The organism is Rhodococcus sp. EPR-157, from assembly GCF_001647195.1.
Lineage (GTDB): Bacteria > Actinomycetota > Actinomycetes > Mycobacteriales > Mycobacteriaceae > Rhodococcoides.
Genome location: NZ_LVCV01000413.1, coordinates 1 through 1,008 on the forward strand (window position 1 = coordinate 1; position 1,008 = coordinate 1,008).

Sequence of the window (1,008 nt, forward strand, 5' to 3'; positions counted from 1 at the left end):
TAAAGCCCGATGCCTACTTCGAATGGTCCGAGGGAAATCCGGTGGCGAACCTGCTGAGGTTCCTGTTGATCGGCGTCGGCGAGGTTGCGCCCGTCACGCGTGAGGTACTTCGGCGCGCGGAGCCGGACATCGAGCGGAGGCCGAACGTGCATGTGGGGTGATCCGGGGCGTCCCTCATTGCGCTTGAATGTCCACTTCCGCTCCATCTGATCGTATGGATGGACCATTCAAGCGGTCAGAAGAACTGCCCCACAACGAATCCGACGACGAGCACCGCAGTACCACCGATCTCGGCGACGATCAGCGCCCACATGAACGCCTCTGTCCCGTGCACCGGATTCTCGAACTGGTTGTCCGTGTCCTGCCGGATCCCGTGGACCATGTAGCTGACGATGGCCGCGACGAAGAAGAGTGTGACGAGCAGTCCGGCGACGAGGTTCACCACCGTCGGAAAACCGGAGAACGCGGCCAGAGCTGCGAGTACCAGCGTCGCGAACGAGTACATCAGTGCCGCTCGATGCGCGATGTCGACGTACGGATGGGCCAGAGCCGTCGGCGATGCCATCATCTGCCGGAACTTCCACACTCCCAGCGCGAGCGCCCAGAGCAGGATCAGTCCAGACAACAGCAGCAGAATCTTGGTGTCGATGCCCAGCGTGGTCACAGTGTGCCTCCCCGCCGGCCATCCTAGGGGAGTGTCACCGCTGAGGACTATCTCACAATTAGTTGGGAGTACTTCTATTGGACGTCCAAGTTTGCAACAATCATGCAAATGACGAGCGTCCGAGACCTGAATGCGCGTGACAAACCCGAAAATTTCGACATCCATACGACGGCGGGCAAGCTCGCTGACCTCCGGAAACGTATGGCGCAAGCCATGGTTCCCTCCGGTGAGGCTGCCGTGGACAAGGTGCGTGCCAAGGGCAAGCTGACCGCTCGCGAACGGATCACGGCACTGCTCGACGACGGGTCCTTCGTGGAGATGGATGCCCTGGCCCGTCACCGCAG

Annotated in this window: 2 protein-coding genes; one reads left to right on the top strand and one right to left on the bottom strand. The window is 61.0% G+C overall.

Features of this window, described 5'->3' with window-relative positions; genetic code table 11:
- Positions 1-235: 235 nt before the first annotated feature.
- Positions 236-664 carry a hypothetical protein gene (locus A2J03_RS19130; RefSeq protein ID WP_068377110.1) on the bottom strand — a complete coding sequence of 143 codons (429 nt, stop codon included), beginning with the start codon at positions 662-664 and terminating at the stop codon, positions 236-238.
- A 108-nt stretch (positions 665-772) separates the two neighbouring features.
- Here A2J03_RS19130 and A2J03_RS19135 point away from each other — a divergent pair.
- Positions 773-1,008, top strand: a 236-nt coding sequence (locus A2J03_RS19135; protein ID WP_331712383.1) for a carboxyl transferase domain-containing protein, incomplete at its 3' end; no start/stop codon positions are given.